Below are 19,995 nucleotides of genomic sequence, written 5' to 3' on the forward strand. Positions count from 1 at the left end.
GAGCCGGCGGAGCGAACCACACACTGATGGGCGGCCACGCCGGCGATGGCGGAGTCGGCGGGGCTGGTGGCGTGGGCGGGGCCGGTGGTGGCGGCGCGGCCGGCGTGAGTCCCGGAGTCGCCGGCGGCTTCGGCGGCGACGGCGGGACCGGCGGGACTGCAGGCGCCGGTGGGGCCGGCGGCGCCGCCCACACCGGGCTGCCGGGGTTCTTCGGCAAAGGCGGCACTGCCGGTGGTGCGGGCGTGAACGGTGACGGTGGCGCCGGCGGTCAGGGTGGTGCCGGCGCGAGTTCGGGCGCCGGCGCCACCGGCGGCGCCGGGGGCACCGGCGGCGCGGGCGGCCTGGGTAAAACCAGCGCGCCCGGTCACGGTGGTGGTGGTGGCGGTGGCGGCGGCGCCGCCACCATTCAAGCTGTCAATGGCGGTATCGCCAGCGGTGCTGCCACCGGGGGCACCGGAGGCGGAGGTGGTGACGGCACCACCATCGCAGCCGGCGGCCGCGGCGGCAGCGGTGGCTACGCGATGATCGAGGCCGACGGAGTTAACAGCACCGCCACCGGTGCCGCCACCGGCGGTAACGGCGGTAGCGGCGGCACCAACGGTGCTACCGGCGGCGACGGCGGGGTTGGCACCGTCGCTTCGCATGCCGCGGACAGCAACGTTATCGGCTTCGCGACCGCCGGTAACGGCGGGGACGGCATCAATGCCGGCACTGGCGGCACCGGTGGCGCCGGCGTCGTCTCCGCAAACAACGCAAATTGCAGCGTTAGTGGCATTGCCACCGGCGGCGCCGGCGGGACCGGCATCGATGGCGGCACCGGCGGTGCCGGCGGTGACGGCCTAGTCGATACCCTTGGCACCGGGGCCAGCCTCACCGGCACCGCAACCGGCGGCAACGGCGGCGCCGGCATCAATGGGGGCGTCGCAGGCGCCGGCGGCCTGGGCGAGGTCAATGCCTACCAGGACGGCACCGCCGCCGGTACCGCCACCGCCGGCAGCGGCGGCGTCGCCACCGGCGCCGGCAGCACCGGTGGCACCGGTGGCGACGCGTGGGTTCAAGCGGGCTACGTGGACGGTCAGGGCGTAAACGGCGGAAATCACTTCGGGGGCGTGGCGACCGGTTCCGCTATCGCCGGCAATGGCGGCGACGCCAGCGGCGGCGCCACCGGCGGTGACGGCGGCTATGGACTCGTGATGGGCGCAGGCGATCAGGGCACGTCCGGCGGCACCGCCACCGGTGGTTCCGGTGGAGCAGCCAACGGCATCGGTGTCTCCGGCGGCGACGGTGGTAGCGCCAACCTGACCGGGTTGTACGGCAGCACCACCGGCACCGCTACGGCGGGTAACGGCGGCGCCGGCAACGGTGGCAACGGCGGCACCGGCGGTAACGCGTGGGTCATCACCGATGACGAACTCAACGGCTACCAAGGGTCGAGCATCACCAACGGCACCGCGATCGGTGGCGACGGTGGCGACGGCGGCCTCAACGGTACCGGCGGCGCGCTTGGCGGCAACGGCGGTAACGGCGGTTGGGGTAATCTCCTGGTATCGAACGGTGGCACGTCCACCAACGCCACCGGACTCGCCGGTGACGGCGCTAACGGGGGCAACGGCGGGTCGCCCGGCGTCAACGGCACCGGCGACGGCGGCAGCGGCGGTAGCGGCGGCAGCAACTCCTTCAACGGCACGGGCGGCATCGCCAACCCCGGGCAGCCGGGCACCAACGGCCTACCCGACGGCACGCCCGGAACCCCTGGCGCCAACGGCTGACGTCACCAGCAGCCGAGACGGGCCTCAGCGATCGCTGAATGCTGAGCAGGTGAGCCGGCCAACGGAGACGCCGACGGACACACTGCCGGGTACGCCTGAGCCGTGCCATGCACGGCGACTTTCGGCGACTCAGCAGGCCACTTAGTAGCGGTAGTGATCCGGCTTGAAGGGCCCCTCGACGTCGACACCAAGGTATTCGGCCTGCTCTTTGGTGAGCTTGGTCAGGTGACCACCGAGCGCCTCGACGTGGATGCGGGCCACCTTCTCGTCGAGGTGCTTGGGCAGCCGGTACACCTCGTTGTCGTACTCGTCGTTCTTGGTCCACAGCTCGATCTGCGCGATCGTCTGGTTGGCGAAGCTGTTGCTCATCACAAACGACGGGTGCCCGGTGGCGTTGCCCAGGTTCAGCAGCCGGCCTTCGGACAGCACAATGACCGAGCGGCCGGTGTCGCCGAAGGTCCACAGGTCGACCTGCGGCTTGATGTTGAGCCGGGTCGCCCCGGAGCGTTCCAGGCCGGCCATGTCGATCTCGTTGTCGAAGTGGCCGATATTGCCAAGGATCGAGTGGTCCTTCATCGCCTTGATGTGCTCGAGCATGATGATGTCTTTGTTCCCGGTCGCCGTGACGACGATGTCCGCGTCGGCAATCGCCTCCTCGACGGTGACCACGTCGAAGCCCTCCATCATTGCCTGCAGCGCGTTGATCGGGTCGATCTCGGTGACCTGGACCCGGGCGCCCTGACCCTTCATTGCCTCCGCACAGCCCTTGCCGACGTCGCCGTAACCACAGATGAGGACCTTCTTGCCGCCGATCAGCGCGTCGGTGCCGCGGTTGATGCCGTCAATGAGCGAGTGCCGAGTGCCGTACTTGTTGTCGAACTTGGACTTGGTCACCGAGTCGTTGACGTTGATCGCGGGGAAGGCCAGGTCGCCGGCCGCGGCGAATTGGTAGAGCCGCAGCACACCGGTGGTGGTCTCCTCGGTGACGCCCTGGACCGACTCGGCGATCTTGGTCCACTTGCCCTTGTCGGTTTCGAAGCGGGTCCGCAGCAGGTTCAGGAACACCTTCCACTCGGCGGAGTCGTCTTCTTCGGCGGGTGGCACCACGCCGGCCTTCTCGTACTGCATGCCGCGCAGCACCAGCATGGTCGCATCGCCGCCGTCGTCGAGGATCATATTTGCCGGCTTGTCCGGGTCCGGCCAGGTCAGCATCTGCTCGGCGGCCCACCAGTACTCTTCGAGCGTCTCGCCCTTCCACGCGAACACCGGGACACCCTTGGGCTCCTCGGGCGTGCCATGCGGGCCGACGACGACGGCGGCCGCTGCATGGTCCTGGGTGGAGAAGATGTTGCAGGACGCCCACCGGACTTCGGCGCCCAGCGCGGTGAGGGTTTCGATCAGCACTGCGGTCTGCACGGTCATGTGCAGCGAACCGGAGATGCGGGCGCCTTTGAGAGGCTGCACCTCCGCGTACTCGCGACGCAAGGACATCAGGCCGGGCATCTCGTGCTCGGCGATCCGGAGTTCCTTACGACCGAAATCCGCCAGCGACAGATCGGCAATCTTGAAATCGATGCCGTTACGAACGTCGGGGGTTAACGAAGTTTCGGTCGTCGTCATGGCGTGTTTGATCCTTACTGTGGGCCTGCGGGAAGCTGAGCGAGGCGACATAGCCTAGGTATGCTCTTCAGCCACTGTAGCCCCCGGCCCCCAGCCTCGCAGGTCAGGGGATATTGATCACCCCGTGGCGTTCCGCGAACGGCGTCATCAACCTCGCCAGGTCCGCAGCGACGTCGTGGTCGGCCTCCGGCGGCATCGGCACATAGCTCAAGCACAATCGCACGATCGTGCGCGCCAACACATTGGCGTCGTCGTCGCTGGTGGCCAACCACGTCTGGGTGAATGCCGTCGCCAGCCGGGCCGACGCCCGGTTGATGATCGGCGCGCTGTCGGTGGTGATCAGTTGCAGCAGATCGGGCTTGGCGGCGCCGGTCAGCAACGAGATCACCAGCGGATCGGCCGCGGACTCGGCGAAGAAAGCGCGAAAACCCTGCAAGAACGACTCAAAGATATTGCCCACGTTGGCATCCAGCGCGGCATGCACCCGGTCGACCAGACGGTCGGCCAGGCGCAGAGCGTAGCCCTGCGCCAGGCCCTGCCGAGAGCCGAACTCGTTGTAGATGGTCTGCCGGCTGACGCCCGCGGCGCGAGCGACGTCGGACAGGGTGATCGCCGACCAGTCTCGGGTCAACAGCAGATCCCGCATCGCATCCAGCACCGAATCGCGCAACAGGGCCCGAGATGCCTCGGCGTAAGGAATCCGCTTCACAGGCGCGACCATATCTGGTTCCGCCAGCACCTTGGTCTCCATCACGAGCGGGCCACCTCCACCATCACGAAGTCGGCCTTCGCCGCCCCGCAGTCCGGGCAGCTCCAGTCCTCCGGGATGTCCTCCCACCGGGTGCCGGGTGCGATGCCCTCGTCCGGCCAGCCGAGTGCCTCGTCGTACTCGAAGCCGCATTGGACGCACTGAAACAGTTTGTAGTCGCTCATTTGGTTCCTCCTCGTTTTGCTTGGTTCGGCTCCGGGCACCGGAGTCGGACTAGACCTTGTCGAAATCGACCTTCTCCCGGACGGCGCAGTCCGGACAGCACCACTCGTCGGGAATCTGGTCCCATCGGGTGCCGGCTGGAAACCCTTCCCTGGCTTCACCTTTGGCCTCGTCGTAGACGTAGTCGCAGACCGGGCACCGATAAGCCGCCATCATGCTGCGTCTCCTTGCCGGGCCCCGTAGCGGGCAAGCATCTTGGCGCGCACCCGGGGGTGCAGGTTGACCCTGGTGATGTCGCCGTCGTAGTGCCCGAGCACCCGGTGGTCCATCACCTTGCGCCACAGTGGCGGGAAGTAGGTCAGCGAGATCATCGACGCGTACCCGCTGGGCAGGTTCGGCGCCCCGTCCATGCTGCGCAGCGTCTGGTAGCGACGGGTGGGGTTGGCGTGGTGGTCGCTGTGCCGCTGCAGGTGGTACAGGAACAGGTTGGTGACGATGTGGTCGGAGTTCCAGCTGTGCACCGGCGCGCAACGCTCGTAGCGGGCTTTCCCGGAAGTGGTGCCGTTCTTCTGCCGCAACAGTCCGTAGTGCTCGAGGTAGTTGACCGCTTCCAGCAAGCTGAAGCCGAACACCGCCTGGATGATCACGAACGGGATCAGGCCCACGCCGAAGACCACGATCAGCACTCCCCACAACACCACCGACATCGCCCAGGCGTTGAGCACGTCATTGGACGCATAGGTCCGGGGGTCCCACGGGCTCTTACCGAGCCGGCGAATCCGTTGGGCTTCCAGCCCGACCGCCGACCGGAGGCTGCCGATGACGCTGCGCGGCAGGAATTCCCAGAAGGTCTCCCCGAAGCGGGCCGACGCCGGGTCCTCCGGGGTGGACACCCGCACGTGGTGCCCGCGGTTGTGCTCGATGTAGAAGTGGCCGTAGCAGGTCTGGGCCAGGGTGATCTTGGACAGCCAGCGCTCCAGCGACTCCTTCTTGTGGCCCATCTCGTGCGCGGTGTTGATGCCGACGCCGCCGAGCACACCGACCGACAGGGCAACCCCGATCTTGCCCACCCAATTCAAACCGCCGTCAAAGCCGAGCCAGCCGAGGTCGGACGCAGTGAACAGGTAGGCGCCCAGCACCACGCTGAGGTATTGGAACGGGACGTAGATGTAGGTGCAGTAGCGGTAGTACTTGTCGTTTTCCAGCCGCTCCATCACCTCATCGGGCGGGTTCTGGCCGTCGGGCCCGAAGCGCAGGTCCAGCAGCGGCAACAGGATGTAGACCAGGAACGGTCCGATCCACAGCGGCGCCTGGGCCGCGGCGTGCCAGCCGAGCTGATTCAGCCCCCACACGATCGGCAAGATCACGAACAACGCCGTCGGGGCGATCAATCCCATCAGCCACAGGTGGCGCTTCTTATCGCGCCACTCCGCTTCGGGAGCTTGCGCAAACTCGGAACTGAACTGTGTGGTCATATGCCAAACCTCCTTGTGAGTCACACCACGCTTGAGGTTGGACAATATCGCCTTCTACGTCTGCTGTCTAGACACCAGACATAGATTTGTACATAAAGTGTCCAAAAGTGCCTTACGTGTCGGGAACCGCCGCCTCGGCCACCGCCCGGTTTCCGTGCACCGAGTGCCGGTGCCCGTAGCCCATGTAGATGGCGGTGCCCAGCACCAACCAGACGCCGAACCGGACCCAGGTCAGCGCGGTCAGGTTCACCATCAACCACAGACACGCGCACAGCGAGGCGATCGGAAGCCACGGCACCCAGGGCGCCCGAAAGCCGCGCTCGAGGTCGGGCCGCTTCCTGCGCAGGATGATCACCCCGCCGGACACCAGGACGAAGGCGAACAAGGTGCCGACGTTGACCATCTCTTCGAGCTTGGTGATGGGAAAGATCGACGCCGTCGCGGCCACCACCACCGCGACCAGCACGGTGATCCGCACCGGCGTGCCGCGTGGCCCGGTCTTGGCCAGCTGCCGCGGCAACAGCCCGTCGCGCGCCATCGCGAACAGGACCCGGCACTGCCCGAGCATCAGCACCATCACCACGGTGGTCAGCCCGGCGAGCGCCCCCACGGAAATGATGCCGCTGGCCCAGTACACCCCGTTGGCCTCGAAAGCGGTGGCCAGGTTCGCCTGGCCGCTGCCCGGGACGGTACGCAGTCGGGTATAGGGAACCATGCCGGACAGCACGATCGACACCGCGACGTAGAGCAGGGTGACAATGCCCAGCGACGCCAGAATGCCCCGCGGGACGTCGCGTTGCGGGTGCTTGGTCTCCTCGGCCATCGTGGCCACGATGTCGAACCCGATGAACGCGAAGAACACGATCGACGCCCCGGCCAATACGCCATACCAGCCGTAGTGGCTGCCGTGGGCTCCGGTCAGCAGCGACAGCACCGACTGGTCGGCACCCTTGCCCTGATGTTCGGGTTCGGGTTCGGGAATGAAGGGCGAGTAATTAGCGGCCTTGATGTAGAACGCGCCGACGACCACGACGAGCACGACCACCGACACCTTGACGGTGGTGACCACCGCGGAGAACCTCGACGACAACTTGGTGCCCAGCGCGACCAGGGTCGCCACCACCGTGATGATCAGCAGAGCACCCCAGTCGAGGTTGATCGATCCGAGCGGGATTGTGCCGCCGCCGAATCCGAACACCGTGCCCAGATAGCTGGACCAGCCCTTGGCGACCACGGCGGCCCCGACGGCCAGTTCCAGCACCAGGTTCCAGCCGATCACCCAGGCCAGGAACTCGCCGAAAGTCGCATAGGAGAAGGTGTATGCGCTGCCGGCCACCGGCAGCGTCGAGGCGAATTCGGCGTAGCACAGGGCCGCCAGGGCGCAGGTGGCCGCCGCGATCAGAAACGACACCCAGATGGCCGGGCCGGTGATGTCGCCGGCAGTCGAGGCGGTAACGGTGAAGATACCGGCCCCGATCACCACCGAAACACCGAAGACCACCAGGTCTCTCCAGGTGAGGTCCTTACGCAGCCGAGTCTCCGGCTCGTCGGTGTCAGCGATCGATTGCTCTACCGACTTCGTTCGCCATCGACCGGCCATGTTCGCCCCTTCTCGTAGCCAGCTGTGACCGCACAGTACTTGGGTACGCTGCCGGGGGTGAGGGCGAGCTTGACGGTGACCGTCTTCGAACGCGACGAGCTGCCGGACACGCCCACGTATCGCAGCGCGGTCCCCCAGGACCGGCATCTGCACCTGCTGATGGCCCGCGGCGCGCTGGAGTTCGAGGCGCTGTTCCCCAGTCTGTTGGCGGAGCTGCTTGACAGCCTGTACACGGTGCCGTCGGCGCCGATTATCGGCCGCGCCGTGGCGCATAACATGCGGCTGTGGCTGCGCGAGCGCCGGTCGCCCCGGCAGTAGCGGGTACGCTGCGGGAATGCGGGGGAGCTTGGCGAGCACGGCGGATACCAGAGACCATGCGGTCGTCATCGGGGCCAGCATCGCGGGACTGTGCGCGGCGCGGGTGCTCTCGGATTTCTTCGGCCAGGTGACGATTTTCGAGCGCGACGAGCTGCCGGGCACACCGGCCAACCGCGCCACGGTTCCCCAGGACCGGCACCTGCACATGCTGATGGCCCGTGGCGCAGACGAATTCGACGGCCTCTTCCCGGGCCTGTTGAAAGACATGGTCGCCGCCGGTGTTCCCATGCTGGAGAACCGCCCGGACTGCATCTACTTCGGGGCCGCGGGCCATGTCCTGGGAACCGGACACACACTGCGCAAAGAGTTCACCGCCTACGTGCCCAGCCGGCCGCATCTGGAATGGCAGCTGCGCCGGCGGGTCCTCGACATCGACAACGTCGAGATCGTGCGGCGGCTGGTGGCCGAGCCCCGGTTCGAGCCCGCCCGGCAACGAGTGACCGGGATACTGCTGGCTCCCCGCGACGACGGTGATCCCGAATTCCAGGCCGCCGACCTCGTCGTCGACGCGGCGGGGCGGGGCACCCGGCTACCAGTGTGGTTGACGCAGTGGGGATTTCAGCGCCCGGACGAGGAAACCGTGGACATCGGCATCAACTATGCCAGCCAGCAGTTCCGCATCCCCGACGGCTTGCTGGCGGAGAAGGTGGTAGTCGCCGGCGCCTCACATGACCAGTCGCTGGGCCTGGGCATGCTGTGCTACGAGGACGGCACCTGGGTGATCACCACCTTCGGCGTCGCCCACGCCAAGCCGCCGTCGACCTTCCCCGAGATGCGCGCACTCGCCGACCGGCTGCTGCCGGCCCGATTCACCGCCGCGCTGGCGCAGGCCGAACCCGTGGGCAGCCCGGTCTTTCATGCCTTTCCGGCCAGCAGGTGGCGCCGCTACGACAAGCTGGACCGGTTCCCGGTGGGCATCATCCCGTTCGGTGACGCCGTGGCCAGCTTCAACCCCACCTTCGGCCAAGGCATGACGATGACGTCGCTGCAGGCCGGCAATCTGCGCCGGGCACTGGAAGCCGCCGATAAGAACCTGGCTGCCGAATTCGCCCGGCTGACCAGGAAGACGACGTATCCGGTGTGGATGATGAACGCCATCGGCGACATCACCTTCCACCACGGCGTCACCGGGCCGGTCCCGTGGTGGTGGCGGCCATCGGGTGCGTTGTTCGACCAATTCCTGGGCGCCGCCGAAACGAATCCCGTTCTGGCCGAATGGTTTTTGCGCCGGTTCTCGTTGCTCGACAGCCTGTACATGATCCCGCCGCCGTCGATCGTCGGCCGGGCCATCGCCCACAACCTGCGGCTTTGGCTCCGCGAGCGCCGGCAAGCCGTCGCGGACCGGCGGCAAGCCGTCACAGCCCTACGGTAGCCCGGAACAGTTTCGTGGGCTCGTGCGCGAGCAGCCGAATCGGGGCGTCGTCCGCGGCCACCCAGGCAGCCATGCCCTGCTTGAGCGTCAACGACTTCGACTTTCCGTAGACCATGGTCGAACCCTCGGCGCACAACAAGATCTGTGGGCCCTCATGGCTCGAGGGTGCATCGATCTCGTGGCCCAGCTGATCTGCGTCGAGGGCCAGGAACGCGACCGCGAACTCCTCGGCCGGGGTGTCGTAAACCAGCTCCAGCCCGTCGCGCCGGATCGGCGGCCGCAGTTGCGACTCCGCGGTCGGGGTGAAGTCCAGCACCCGCAGCAGCTCCGGCACATCGACGTGCTTGGGAGTCAGACCGCCTCGTAATACGTTGTCGGAGTTGGCCATTACCTCGAGTGCGAAACCACGCAGATAGGTGTGCAAGTTTCCGGCCGGCAGGAATATCGCCTCACCCGGCGACAGGCTGATCCGGTTGAGCAACAACGCCGCGAGCACCCCGGCGTCGCCGGGATAACGCTCGCCCAGTTCCAGGACCGTCTTGACTTCCGCGGCGAATTCCGTCGCGCCGGAGCTGACATAGTGAATGGCGCCCTCCAGCACGGCGGGCACCAGCACGTCGATGTCGGGCTGGGGCGCGGTGATCCAGGTGGTGAACAGCGCGCGCAGGCCGTCGGCGTCGGACTGGTCACTGAGCAAGTCGATGAACGGGTCGAGGTCGGACACCGCCAGCGCTTGCAGCAGCTCGCGGGTGCGGGCGGCCTGACGGAATCCGGCCAGCGCCTCGAAAGGCTGCAACGCCACCAGCAACTCGGGCTTGTGACTGGTGTCGCGGTAGTTGCGCACCGGCGACGTCACCGGAATTCCCAGCCGTTCTTCCCGTAGATAACCCTCGAGTGCCTGCTCGGCGCTGGGGTGGGCCTGCAGCGACAACGGCTCGTCGGCGGCCAGGACCTTCACCAGGAACGGCAGCACATCGCCGAACCGGGCGCGCGATCCGTGACCGAGCTGTCCCTCCGGATCGGCGCTCAGCGCTTCCAGCAGCGAGGTTTCTCCTTTGTCGGTGTCCAGCCAGGCCGGGTCACCCGGGTGCGCACCGAACCAGAGTTCGGCTTCGGGGTGGGCAGCCGGCACCGGCCGCCCGGTGAACTCGGCGATAGCGGTACGCGATCCCCACGCGTATGTCCGTAACGCTCCGCGTAGCAATTCCACCTTGTATCTATCCCCGCGCGAGTCGCAAATACACCGCGGCCATCTCCAGCCGAACGGCCAATATTGCCAGTTGCTGTTCGGGACGTTGAGCATCGGCCGGTATGAGCGGGCCAGCCGACCCGGCCACACCGGGGTCCTGCGTCGCGTCCTCGGCCGTGACCAGGTAGATGTCGTCGAGCCCGGCGATCCGGGCACCTACCACTGTCCGCTCCCCGGCCAGCGTCAGCGCCAGCACCCGCATCTGCTCGGGCAGCGGGCCGTCGATCTGTTCGTCGTGGAACAGGGCATCCCCCGAATGACCGGCAGCGCCGGCCCGCAACGCCACCACCGCGTCGGCCAGCCAGGCGGCGGCGGCCACCTGGTGGGCGATCCGCAGCAGCACCGAGCTGCCGTGCCGGGCCAGCGCCAGCGTGGCGGAGTTGTCACCGGTCAGCGCGACCCGGCGTCCCGATACGCGCGCGGCAAGCGTCTTGGCCGGGTTGGTGAACACCTCGCGGGCGGCACTGTTGTGCAGCGCCTCGGCATCGAGCTCGTCGGCCAGCGACGCCAGGTCGATCTGCAGCCTGGGGTCCACGGTGCTCAGCGCGGCCAGGCCCGCGGCCAGGTAGCGGCACAACCCGAACTCGTCGGGAACCCGTAGTCGTGGTTCCAGCACCGCGACTCGACCGGCCGTGGAGTCGCGCAGCGGACCCGCATAGGGCGTCACCACGACGACCCGCGCGCCGCGGCGCACGCCGGTCGCGGCCGCTGCGACCAGTGCGGGATCACCGGGGTCGTCGCCGGCGACAACGAGCACGTCAAGCGGACCCACCCAGGGCGGCGCCTCCCTGGCGAGTGCGATCGGCTCGGCGGCCGCAGCGGCCAGCGTCGAGACCAGCATCGCCCCTGCCGTCTCGGCGGGACCCCGCCCGGCCACCCAGATCACCGTGCGCGGCCGGTCGCCGCCACGCAGCAATTCCAGTTCGCCTTCGTCGTGTGCCGCGGCAATGGCGCGCACCTGCGCACCGGCGGTCGACGCGGCGCGCAACAAGCCGTCCCGGTCGGCGGCGATCAGGCCGTCGGCGTCTTCGAGATCGACCGACTGGACGGCGCTCACGGTCCCGCCTCCGCCGGCAGCTGGGCCGCGATTTCGCCACTGACCTGCTGCACCACCGCATCGACTTCCTCGGCGGTACGGGCCTCCACGTTGAGCCGCAGCAACGGCTCGGTGTTGGAGCTGCGCAGGTTGAACCAGCTGTCGTCGCCCAGATCCACCGTTACCCCGTCCAAGTGGTCGATGGACTGAACCCGGTTGCCGAACGACTTCAGTACCGCCTCCACGCACGCCTCGGCGTCGGCCACGTGGAAGTTGATCTCGCCGGACGATTCATAGCGCTGGTAATCGGCGGTCAGCTCGGACAACGGCCGGGTCTGCTCGCCGAGAGCGGCCAGCACGTACAGTGCGGCCAGCATCCCCGAATCGGCGCCCCAGAAGTCACGGAAGTAATAGTGGGCCGAGTGTTCGCCGCCGAAGATCGCGCCGGTGTCGGCCATCAGCGCCTTGATATAGGAGTGTCCGACCCGCGAGCGCAGCGGTGTGCCGCCGCGCTCGACGACCAGTTCGGGCACCGCGCGCGAGGTGATCACGTTGTGGATCACGGTGGCGCCGATCTCCCGGCCGAGCTCGCGCGCTGCCACCAGGCTGGTCACCGTTGACGGCGACACGGGTTGGCCGGTCTCGTCGACCACGAAGCAGCGGTCGGCGTCTCCGTCGAAGGCCAGGCCGATATCGGCGCCGGTGTCGCGCACATGGGTCTGCAAGTCGACCAGGTTGGCCGGGTCCAGCGGGTTGGCCTCGTGGTTGGGAAACGAGCCGTCGAGCTCGAAGTACAAGGGCAGCAAGGTAATCGAGCCGATCGGGCCGAGCACGGCCGGGGCGGTGTGGCCGGCCATCCCGTTGCCGGCGTCCACGGCCACCCGTAACGGCCGCAGGTCGGTGGTGTTGACCAGCGATCGCAGGAATTTCCCGTAGTCGTCCAGGACATCCTGGTCGGTGCGCGTTCCGGCCGGCCCGTCGTAGGCGGGCACGCCATTGATGAGATCGTCCCGGATGGCGATGAGTCCGGTGTCCGCGCCCACCGGTTTGGCACCGGCCCGGCACAGCTTGATGCCGTTGTATGCGGCGGGGTTGTGGCTGGCGGTGAACATCGCGCCGGGGCAGTCCAGCAGCCCCGAGGCGAAATAAAGTTGATCGGTCGACGCCAAACCGATGCGCACCACGTCGAGCCCCTGTCCGGTCACCCCGTCGGCGAACGCGGCGGCCAGCGACGGCGAGCTGTCGCGCATATCGTGGCCGATCACCACCTGCCGCGCACCCTCGGCGTGCATCAATCGGGCGAAGGCCGCGCCGATATCGGCGGTCAGCGATTCATCGATCTCTTCCCCGACCAACCCGCGCACGTCATAAGCCTTGATAACACGATTGATAACCGCGGCGGGCCAAGACATGGCGGGGCTCCTGACGACTGAGGTTTTCTTCGTCCCTTGGCCGCCAGCCTATCGGCCCGCCGAAGTCGCCGACGGCATCGGTCTCGACCGGAGCCGAACCGTCAGCGGGAATCGGCTGGGGCTAGTTGGGGCTAGTCGCGGGCTAGTCGGGGGGATCAGGCAACACGCGCAGGTGTCCACGGCGACGTCCATTGCGATGTTCGGGCGGCGCGAACACGCCGCCACTCGGGGCCTTGGCATGAACACCGGCCTGAACACCGGCCTGGTGGACCACGGGGTCGGGGAAGCCGTTGTGCGGCGAGCCGTTTCTGCCGGGATGGGCCACCGAATAGGCCCCGGCAGCGACGGGGCCGCCCTCACGCACCGCGTCGGCCAGGGCTACCAGATCGTCCTCATCGGGATTGGTGGGTAGCGGCCCGGCATGGCGCACGAGTTCCCACCCGCGCGGCGCGGTGATACGACCGGCGTGGCTGACGCAAAGATCCCAGGAGTGCGGTTCACGTGCGGTAGCGAGCGGACCCACGACCGCCGTCGAGTCCGAGTAGACGAACGTCAACGTCGCCACTGCATAGTGCGGACACCCGGGCCGGCAGCAGCGACGGGGTACGTTCACGACCGAAAGGCTATCGTGCGGAAACGCCGCCGAAGCGGCGGACACGCGCATCCGTTCCGGGCGCGATGTGCAACCGTTACCATCGGCGCGTGAGCGATTCCCGCGGCTACCCGCACAGCGGCCGGCCGGGTGGCAGATCCGCGGCGGCGCGCCGGGTGCGGCGCCGGGGCCGCGAGTGGCGTGGCCCGCTGCTGCCGCCGACGGTGCCGGGGTGGCGCAGCCGGTCCGAGCGGTTCGACATGGCGGTGCTGGAAGCCTACGAACCCATCGAGCGCCGCTGGCATGACCGGGTGTCCGAATTGGACGTCGCGGTCGACGAGATCCCGCGCATCTCAGCCAAGGATCCCGAGAGCGTGCAGTGGCCGCCCGAAGTCATCGCCGACGGGCCGATCCCGCTCGCCCGGCTGATACCGGCCGGAGTCGACGTCCGCGGCAATGCCACGCGAGCACGAATTGTGTTGTTCCGCAAGCCAATTGAGCGCCGGGCGAAGGACACCCTGGAACTCGGCGAGTTGTTGCACGAAATCTTGGTGGCCCAGGTGGCCAGCTATCTGGATGTCGAGCCCTCGGTCGTCGACCCGACGATCGACGACGAGTGAGCGGCGGGCTGCCCAGATCCCGATCAGGATCCCGATCAGATCCCGATCAGATCCCGATCAAATAATGCCGCGTTTGAGGCGACGGCGCTCGCGCTCGGACAGGCCACCCCAGATGCCGAAACGCTCGTCGTGGGCCAGCGCGTATTCCAGGCACTCGTGGCGCACCTCGCAGCCAAGGCAGATCTTCTTTGCCTCGCGGGTCGAGCCGCCCTTCTCCGGAAAGAACGCCTCGGGATCCGTTTGGGCGCAAAGGGCGCGGTCCTGCCACTGGCCGGCGGGCGGCTCGACGGGAGCCGGCACCGGCTGGGGCTCGAACGCGTCGGGAACCAAACTCAAGTGCGGTCGGGCAATCTCCAACGATGGCACTGTCGCCAAGCCGGCAGCGGTGTGCGGTGCGCCTGCCATCACACCCCTAAGGTGCTCATAGGACATGCCGCCGCCTCCTCACCTAATAGATCGTGAAATGGTTTGCCACTGTTTTGATGTGCAGTTAACCCAATTCGAACTAGTGATCGAATCTCGGTCTGCGACACCGAAACCGGCCGGCCAACCGGGAAATGACACTGATGTGATTAGACACGCATTGGGCAGCCGGGTCAAGCATTCCGGCGCATTTCCATACCATCCCGTGATCAAATTTCCGCGATTCTGTTTCGGTTCGATGTACGGCGTGTCTAGTGCACTTCGTCACAACGCCATGAGGGGCCCGCCGCGGCCGGCGCGCAAGCGCGGTGACCCCGCCCTGATCCCCCGTGCCCGGCGGGTACTGTCCTGCGGTGTGAAGGTCACCGTTCTCGTGGGGGGAGTCGGCGGCGCCCGTTTTCTGTTGGGGGTCCAGCAGTTGCTCGGCCTGGGACAGTTTGCCACACCGGGACACGGCGCATGTCACGAATTGACCGCGGTGGTCAACATCGGTGACGATGCCTGGATCCACGGGCTGCGGGTCTGCCCGGACCTGGACACCTGCATGTACACCCTGGGCGGCGGTGTCGACCCGCAGCGCGGCTGGGGTCATCGCGACGAAACCTGGCACGCCAAAGAGGAACTCGCGCGCTACGGCGTGCAGCCGGACTGGTTCCAGCTCGGCGACCGGGATCTGGCCACGCACCTGGTGCGCACTCAGATGCTGCGGGCCGGCTACCCACTGTCGCAAATCACCGCGGCGCTGTGTGACCGCTGGCAACCGGGGGCGACGTTGCTCCCGGTCAGCGATGACCGTTGCGAGACCCACGTGGTGATCACCGACCCGGCGGCCCAATCCCAGCGTGCCATCCACTTCCAGGAGTGGTGGGTGCGCTATCGCGCCCAGGTGCCGACCCACAGCTTCGCCTTCATCGGTGCCGAAACAGCTAGTGCCACAACAGATGTGGTGGCCGCCACCGCCGGGGCCGACGTCGTCATGCTGGCTCCGTCCAACCCGGTGGTCAGCATCGGCGCCATCCTGGCGGTCCCCGGCATCCGTGCCGCGCTGCGGGCCACCCCCGCGCCGATCGTCGGCTACTCGCCGATCATCGGAGGAAAACCGTTGCGCGGCATGGCCGATGCGTGTCTTTCGGTGATCGGGGTGGATTCCACCGCGGCGGCGGTGGGCCGGCACTACGGCTCGCGCACCACCACCGGCATACTCGACTGCTGGCTGGTGGCCGAGGGCGATCAGGCCGACATCGACGGCGTGCTGGTGCGATCGATACCACTGTTGATGACCGACCCGCAGGCAACTGCCGAGATGGTGAGCGCCGGGCTGGAGCTTGCGGGCGTGGCGGCGTGAGCGAGCACGGCACCGGATCGGCCGTCGAAATCCTGCCTGTCACCGGGCTTCCCGAATTCCGCCCCGGCGATGACCTGAGCGCGGCGATCGCCGCCGCCGCGCCCTGGCTGTGCGACGGCGACGTCGTGGTGGTCACCAGCAAGGTGGTGTCCAAGTGCGAGGGCCGGCTGGTACCGGCGCCGGAGTCCGAAGAGGCACGAGATCGGCTGCGCCGCAAGCTGATCGACGACGAAGCGGTACGGGTACTGGCCCGCAAGGGCAAAACCTTGATCACCGAGAACCGGCTCGGGCTGGTCCAGGCCGCCGCCGGGGTGGACGGATCCAACGTCAACCGGAACGAATTGGCGCTGCTGCCCGTCGATCCCGACGCCAGTGCCGCGGCCCTGCGCGCCGGGCTGCGCGACCGCCTCGGTGTCACCGTGGCGGTGGTGGTCACCGACACCATGGGCCGCGCCTGGCGCTGCGGCCAGATCGACGCCGCGGTCGGCGCCGCCGGTCTGGCGGTGTTGCATAACTATGCGGGCGTCCTCGACCGGCACGGCAACGAATTGGTCGTCACCGAGATCGCGGTTGCCGACGAGATCGCCGCCGCCGCCGATCTGGTCAAGGGCAAGTTGACCGCGCTGCCGGTGGCCGTGGTCCGCGGACTGCCGGTGCGCGACGACGGCTCCACGGCGCGGCGATTGGTGCGGCCGGGCACCGAGGACCTGTTCTGGCTCGGCACCGCCGAGGCCGTCGAGCTGGGGCGCCGACAGGCCCAGCTGCTGCGCAGGTCGGTTCGCCGGTTCAACGCCGAGCCGGTGCCGCCGCGGCTCGTCGAGTCCGCAGTCGCCGAGGCGCTTACCGCTCCGGCCCCGCACCACACCCGGCCGGTGCGGTTCGTATGGTTGCAGACGCCGGCGGTGCGCGCCCGGCTGCTCGACCGGATGAAAGACAAGTGGCGCGCCGATCTGGCCGGCGACGGCAAGCCGGCCGACGCCGTCGAACGCCGCGTTGCACGCGGCCAAATCCTCTACGACGCACCCGAAGTCGTCATCCCGATGCTGGTTCCGGAGGGTGCCCACGCCTACCCCGACGCGGCCCGCGGCCACGCCGAGCACACCATGTTCACCGTCGCGGTGGGAGCCGCGGTACAAGCCCTGCTGGTCGCCTTGGCGGTGCGTGGGCTGGGCAGTTGCTGGATCGGCTCGACCATCTTCGCCGCCGATCTGGTGCGTGCCGAATTGCAGTTGCCTGCCGACTGGGAGCCGTTGGGCGCCATCGCGATCGGCTACGCGCAAGAGCCGCCGGGGGTGCGCGACCCGGCACCCGCCGGGGACCTGTTGGTCCGCAAATGACAACGTTCGCGGGCAAAGCCGCCGCGTCCGCCGACAAGGTTCGCGGCGGCTATTACACGCCGCCAGCGGTGGCCCGGTTCCTGGCCCGCTGGGTCTGCGAGGCCGGCCCACGGATCCTGGAGCCCTCCTGCGGCGACGGCCGGATTCTGCGCGAACTGGCCGCCCTGACTTGCCGGGCCCACGGCGTGGAACTCGTTGCGCGGGAAGCGAAGAAGTCGCGAGAATTCGCTGCCGTCGACGTCGACAACTTTTTCAGCTGGCTGCAAACGACGCCACCCGGCAGCTGGGATGGCATCGCCGGCAACCCGCCCTATATCCGCTTCGGCAACTGGGCACCAGATCAGCGGGCACCGGCCCTGGAGCTGATGCGAAGCGCGGGACTGCGCCCGACGAAGCTGACCAATGCCTGGGTCCCGTTCGTCGTGGCCAGCACCACCCTGGTGCGCGACGGCGGGCGAGTGGGCCTGGTGGTTCCGGCGGAATTGTTGCAGGTCGGCTACGCGGCACAGCTGCGGGAATTTCTGCTGGGCAGTTATCGCGAAATCACGCTGGTGACCTTCGAGCGATTGGTATTCGACGCGATCCTGCAAGAAGTCGTGTTGTTTTGCGGAGTGGTCGGTGCGGGTCCGGCGCGGATCCGCACGGTCAACCTCGCCGATGCGCGCGGGCTGGAACGCGTGAACCTCACCGGCGAGACCGCTCCGACACTCCTTCACCAAAAAGAAAAGTGGACCACGTATTTCCTCGAGCCGGGTCAGATCGAGCTGTTACGTGGGCTGCGCCGGTCCGAGACCTTGGTCAGGCTCGGCGAATTGGCCGAGGTGGATGTGGGCATCGTGACCGGCCGCAACAGCTTCTTCACCTTCACCGACGCCGAGGCCGCAGCCCTGGGGCTGCGGCCCCATTGCGTTCCGCTGGTCTCGCGCAGTGCCCAACTGGGCGGTCTGGTCTACGACGACGATTGCCGGGCAAGCGATGTCGCCGCCGGGCACCGAACCTGGCTGCTGGACGCCCCCGTTATCCGCACAGATCCCGCTCTTGCCGCACACCTTGCCGCCGGCGAGGCCGCCGGGGTTCACCTGGGCTATAAGTGCTCGATCCGCAAACCGTGGTGGCGCACGCCATCGCTGTGGATTCCGGACCTTTTCATGCTGCGCCAAATCCACTGTGCGCCGCGCCTGACGGTCAATGCGGCCGCGGCGACGAGCACCGACACCGTGCATCGGGTGCGAGTGGACCCCACCGTCGATCCGGCAAGGCTCGCCGCCGTCTTCCATAACAGCGCGACGTTCGCGTTCGCCGAGATCATGGGCCGCAGTTATGGCGGTGGCGTCCTGGAGCTCGAGCCGGGTGAGGCCGAGCTGTTGCCGGTCCCGCCGCCGGCGTACGCGAGCGCCGAACTTGCCCGCGACGTCGATCTACTACTGAAGGCAAACGAGATGGACAAGGCCCTCGACATCGTGGACCGGCAGGTGCTGATCGAGGGGCTCGGTCTGGCGCACGACCTCGTCGCGAGCTGCCGGGCGGCGTGGTCCACCCTTCGCGATCGCCGACGCAACCGGGGGTCGCGTTGAACATCCGCGATTCGGTGATCACCACCCTCACCGACTGGCAGGCTCCCGACCCGGACCAGGACTCGCTGCGGCATGCCGTGCTGGCGTTCGTGCTGGCCCGGGCCGACGCGTGCCGGCGGGAGTGCGAAGCCGGCCACATCACCGCCTCGACGCTGGTGCTGGACGACAGCGGCACTCAGGTGCTGCTGTGTTTGCATCGCCGCTTCGGTCGTTGGGTGCAGCTGGGCGGCCACTGCGAGGACGACGACCGCGACGTCGTCGCCGCGGCGCTGCGCGAGGCAACCGAGGAATCCGGCATCGCCGGTTTGCGACTGGCACCCGGACTCGTCGCCGTGCACGTGCATCCGGTCACCTGTTCGTTGGGAGTGCCGACGCGTCATCTGGATCTGCAGTTCGTGGCGCATGCGCCGGCCGGGGCGCAGATCGCGATCAGCGAGGAGTCCGAGGACCTGCGGTGGTGGCCGGCCGAGAAGTTACCGCCCGGAGCCGACCACGCGCTGGCGTACCTGGTGACTCAAGCGACCCAAGCGACGCGCCGAGCGGCACGCTAAAGCTAAAGCGTGTCGAACAACTGGCTGCGTCGAGTCTTGTGAGTAGTGGGGCGATGTGGCTGAGGTAGACGCAGGATGGTGGACCAGGTAGGTGTAAAGCGGATCCTCGCGGGGCGATCAGCACCGCCAACGCGCCGTGTCGGCTCCGGCCCGGCCGGCCGGCCGGTGGGCGGTCACCCACCCGTGTCGCCACCGACGGGCCAGGGCCATCCGGCAAGCAATCCGTGGGCCGGACGGCTACGCCAACCCGTTCATCCCGGGCACACCGAATAGCAACCCCGGGCAACCGCCAGTGCCGGCGTTGCCCGTGATCCCACCGGGCCCGGCGTTGCCGCCGTTACCACCGTCGCCGATCAGCACGGACTTGCCGCCGACCCCGCCGTCACCGCCGGTCATTGTGCCCCGGCCACCGGCGCCGCCGGCACCGCCGTTGCCGAACAGCGGGCCGGCGATGCCGCCAGTCCCGCCGGCGCCGCCGTTGCCAGATAGGCTGTCTCCGCCGGTCCCGCCGATCCCGCCGTTGCCGAGCAGCCCCGCGTTGCCGCCAGTCCCGCCGGCCCCGCCGGCCCCGCCGAGGATGCCGCTGACCCCGCCGGACCCGCCCGCACCGCCGCTGGAGGCCAGCATGCCGGCGCTGCCGCCGTTACCGCCGGCGCCGCCCCCGGTTTCGCCGAACGAGCCGTTCCCGCCGGCACCGCCGCTGCCCCACAA

The 19,995-nt window shown here is 68.2% G+C and carries 16 protein-coding genes and 4 pseudogenes; 8 read left to right on the top strand and 12 right to left on the bottom strand.

The window, feature by feature from the left end; genetic code table 11:
• A pseudogene (locus tag AWC07_RS27800) lies at positions 1 to 1,769 on the top strand (PGRS repeat-containing protein); the annotation flags it as partial.
• Positions 1,770 to 1,910: 141 nt separating this feature from the next.
• On the opposite strand, the gene ahcY reads toward AWC07_RS27800, so the two are convergent.
• From ahcY to AWC07_RS23000, 6 genes are all read right to left on the bottom strand, one after another.
• On the bottom strand, positions 1,911 to 3,389 hold the full coding sequence (ahcY, locus tag AWC07_RS22975) for an adenosylhomocysteinase (RefSeq protein ID WP_036417856.1): 1,479 nt from the start codon (positions 3,387 to 3,389) through the stop codon (positions 1,911 to 1,913).
• Between the two features lie 103 nt (positions 3,390 to 3,492).
• Positions 3,493 to 4,110 carry a TetR family transcriptional regulator AlkX gene (gene alkX, locus AWC07_RS22980; protein WP_036417870.1) on the bottom strand — a complete coding sequence of 206 codons (618 nt, stop codon included), beginning with the start codon at positions 4,108 to 4,110 and terminating at the stop codon, positions 3,493 to 3,495.
• Between the two features lie 29 nt (positions 4,111 to 4,139).
• Positions 4,140 to 4,322 (bottom strand): rubredoxin, encoded by a 183-nt coding sequence (locus AWC07_RS22985; protein WP_036417854.1) that lies wholly within the window; start codon positions 4,320 to 4,322, stop codon positions 4,140 to 4,142.
• 49 nt (positions 4,323 to 4,371) lie between these two features.
• Positions 4,372 to 4,533: a rubredoxin gene (locus tag AWC07_RS22990; RefSeq protein WP_036417852.1), complete on the bottom strand. Its 162-nt coding sequence runs from the start codon at positions 4,531 to 4,533 to the stop codon at positions 4,372 to 4,374.
• On the bottom strand, positions 4,533 to 5,795 hold the full coding sequence (locus AWC07_RS22995) for an alkane 1-monooxygenase (protein WP_036417850.1): 1,263 nt from the start codon (positions 5,793 to 5,795) through the stop codon (positions 4,533 to 4,535). Before AWC07_RS22995 ends, AWC07_RS22990 begins: the two co-directional genes overlap by 1 nt.
• 112 nt (positions 5,796 to 5,907) lie before the next feature.
• The gene (locus AWC07_RS23000) at positions 5,908 to 7,395 is read right to left on the bottom strand and encodes an APC family permease (protein ID WP_036417848.1); all 1,488 of its coding nucleotides are present in this window, start codon (positions 7,393 to 7,395) and stop codon (positions 5,908 to 5,910) included.
• 75 nt (positions 7,396 to 7,470) lie between these two features.
• On the opposite strand from AWC07_RS23000, the pseudogene AWC07_RS27195 reads away from it, so the two are divergent.
• Positions 7,471 to 7,614, top strand: a pseudogene (locus AWC07_RS27195) (oxidoreductase); the annotation flags it as partial.
• 115 nt (positions 7,615 to 7,729) lie between these two features.
• Positions 7,730 to 9,138, top strand: a pseudogene (locus tag AWC07_RS23010) (FAD-dependent oxidoreductase); the annotation flags it as partial.
• On the opposite strand, the gene manA reads toward AWC07_RS23010, so the two are convergent.
• The 4 genes from manA to AWC07_RS23030 form a co-directional block, all read right to left on the bottom strand.
• Positions 9,129 to 10,355, bottom strand: coding sequence for a mannose-6-phosphate isomerase, class I (gene manA / locus AWC07_RS23015; protein ID WP_036417841.1), 1,227 nt, complete (start codon positions 10,353 to 10,355; stop codon positions 9,129 to 9,131). The pseudogene AWC07_RS23010 and the gene manA overlap by 10 nt on opposite strands.
• Positions 10,356 to 10,362: 7 nt before the next feature.
• Positions 10,363 to 11,451: a hypothetical protein gene (locus AWC07_RS23020; protein WP_036417839.1), complete on the bottom strand. Its 1,089-nt coding sequence runs from the start codon at positions 11,449 to 11,451 to the stop codon at positions 10,363 to 10,365.
• Entirely contained in the window at positions 11,448 to 12,842 is a 1,395-nt protein-coding gene (locus AWC07_RS23025; protein WP_036417837.1) for a phosphomannomutase/phosphoglucomutase, read from the bottom strand. Before AWC07_RS23025 ends, AWC07_RS23020 begins: the two co-directional genes overlap by 4 nt.
• A gap of 142 nt (positions 12,843 to 12,984) precedes the next feature.
• Positions 12,985 to 13,455 (bottom strand): DUF3499 domain-containing protein, encoded by a 471-nt coding sequence (locus AWC07_RS23030; RefSeq protein WP_208622457.1) that lies wholly within the window; start codon positions 13,453 to 13,455, stop codon positions 12,985 to 12,987.
• Positions 13,456 to 13,520: 65 nt separating this feature from the next.
• On the opposite strand from AWC07_RS23030, the gene AWC07_RS23035 reads away from it, so the two are divergent.
• Entirely contained in the window at positions 13,521 to 14,054 is a 534-nt protein-coding gene (locus tag AWC07_RS23035; RefSeq protein ID WP_425271270.1) for a metallopeptidase family protein, read from the top strand.
• Between the two features lie 57 nt (positions 14,055 to 14,111).
• Here AWC07_RS23035 and AWC07_RS23040 read toward each other — a convergent pair whose 3' ends face one another.
• Positions 14,112 to 14,459: a WhiB family transcriptional regulator gene (locus tag AWC07_RS23040; RefSeq protein ID WP_036417866.1), complete on the bottom strand. Its 348-nt coding sequence runs from the start codon at positions 14,457 to 14,459 to the stop codon at positions 14,112 to 14,114.
• 373 nt (positions 14,460 to 14,832) lie between these two features.
• On the opposite strand from AWC07_RS23040, the gene cofD reads away from it, so the two are divergent.
• The 4 genes from cofD to AWC07_RS23060 are packed head-to-tail and all read left to right on the top strand — an operon-like array spanning position 14,833 to position 19,284.
• The gene (gene cofD, locus AWC07_RS23045) at positions 14,833 to 15,822 is read left to right on the top strand and encodes a 2-phospho-L-lactate transferase (protein ID WP_085105248.1); all 990 of its coding nucleotides are present in this window, start codon (positions 14,833 to 14,835) and stop codon (positions 15,820 to 15,822) included.
• The gene (locus AWC07_RS23050) at positions 15,819 to 17,159 is read left to right on the top strand and encodes a coenzyme F420-0:L-glutamate ligase (RefSeq protein ID WP_036416418.1); all 1,341 of its coding nucleotides are present in this window, start codon (positions 15,819 to 15,821) and stop codon (positions 17,157 to 17,159) included. Before cofD ends, AWC07_RS23050 begins: the two co-directional genes overlap by 4 nt.
• The gene (locus tag AWC07_RS23055) at positions 17,156 to 18,733 is read left to right on the top strand and encodes an Eco57I restriction-modification methylase domain-containing protein (protein ID WP_036416417.1); all 1,578 of its coding nucleotides are present in this window, start codon (positions 17,156 to 17,158) and stop codon (positions 18,731 to 18,733) included. Before AWC07_RS23050 ends, AWC07_RS23055 begins: the two co-directional genes overlap by 4 nt.
• Complete coding sequence (locus tag AWC07_RS23060; protein WP_036412590.1) at positions 18,730 to 19,284, top strand: NUDIX hydrolase; 555 nt, start codon at positions 18,730 to 18,732, stop codon at positions 19,282 to 19,284. Before AWC07_RS23055 ends, AWC07_RS23060 begins: the two co-directional genes overlap by 4 nt.
• 237 nt (positions 19,285 to 19,521) lie before the next feature.
• Here the strand turns inward: AWC07_RS23060 and AWC07_RS27805 are convergent.
• Positions 19,522 to 19,995 (bottom strand): annotated as a pseudogene (locus AWC07_RS27805) (PE-PGRS family protein); the annotation flags it as partial.

It is taken from the genome of Mycobacterium gastri (assembly GCF_002102175.1).
Taxonomy (GTDB): domain Bacteria; phylum Actinomycetota; class Actinomycetes; order Mycobacteriales; family Mycobacteriaceae; genus Mycobacterium; species Mycobacterium gastri.